The sequence below is a fragment of the Sphingobium lactosutens DS20 genome (assembly GCF_000445105.1).
In the GTDB taxonomy this organism is placed as follows: domain Bacteria; phylum Pseudomonadota; class Alphaproteobacteria; order Sphingomonadales; family Sphingomonadaceae; genus Sphingobium; species Sphingobium lactosutens.
The window spans coordinates 1-813 of sequence record NZ_ATDP01000005.1 but is presented as its reverse complement, the minus strand read 5'-3'; the positions used below and the strand labels follow the sequence as shown (position 1 = coordinate 813).

Below are 813 nucleotides of genomic sequence, written 5' to 3'. Positions count from 1 at the left end.
GATCGACGAGGCGCGCGCGCTGCGAGACCGCGCCGCTGGCCGGCAACTGCCCACGGTTTCTGCTGGCGCCAGTGTGAACCAGCGTCGGCAAAGCGAGAACGGCCCGCTGCCCGTTGGGTCCATTCCCGGCCTCGATGCGTCTCAGACGATCTACGATGCCGGCTTCGACGCGGCCTGGGAACTCGACCTGTTCGGCGCGAACCGGCGGGCGCTGGAAGGCGCGAACGCCCGCTTGCAGGCAAGTGAAGCGGAGGCGCAGGGCGTGCGTATGCGGATCGCGGCCGAAGTCGCACGCGCATGGTTCGAGGCGACCGGCGCCAGAGAAGAATTACGCGCGCAGCGGGCGACGGTGGCGACGCTGCACCAGACGCTGGAACTCATGCGCGGTCGCGCGGCGCTCGGCGATGTTGCCGGTGCCGACGTGGACGCAACCCATGAACGCTGGGCCGCCGCCAACGCCCTGCTGCCGGGCATAGAGGCGCGGCAGCGTGCGGCAGTGCTCGGCCTTGGTGTCCTGCTCGGCTCACCGCCGGAACGTGAACTCAAGCTGCTCGATGCAACTGCATCGTCTCTCATACTGCCGGCGCTGCCCGTGGGGGAACGGGCCGATATATTGCGGCGTCGCCCCGATGTTCTGGCTGCCGAACGGCGCCTCGCCGCCAGCACCGCCGATATCGGCGTGGCGACCACCGAACTGTTTCCCAAGCTCTCTATCGCAGCGGGCGGCGGATTTCAGGCGCTTAGCACGGGCGACTGGTTCGACACCTCCAGCACCCGCTACTCCATCCTGCCGCTCATTTCCTGGCGCTTGTT

Annotated in this window: 1 protein-coding gene; it reads left to right on the top strand. The window is 68.4% G+C overall.

Annotated elements, in window-relative coordinates; translation table 11 throughout:
* On the top strand, positions 1-813 hold an 813-nt coding region (locus RLDS_RS29255; protein ID WP_021224243.1), incomplete at both ends, for a TolC family protein.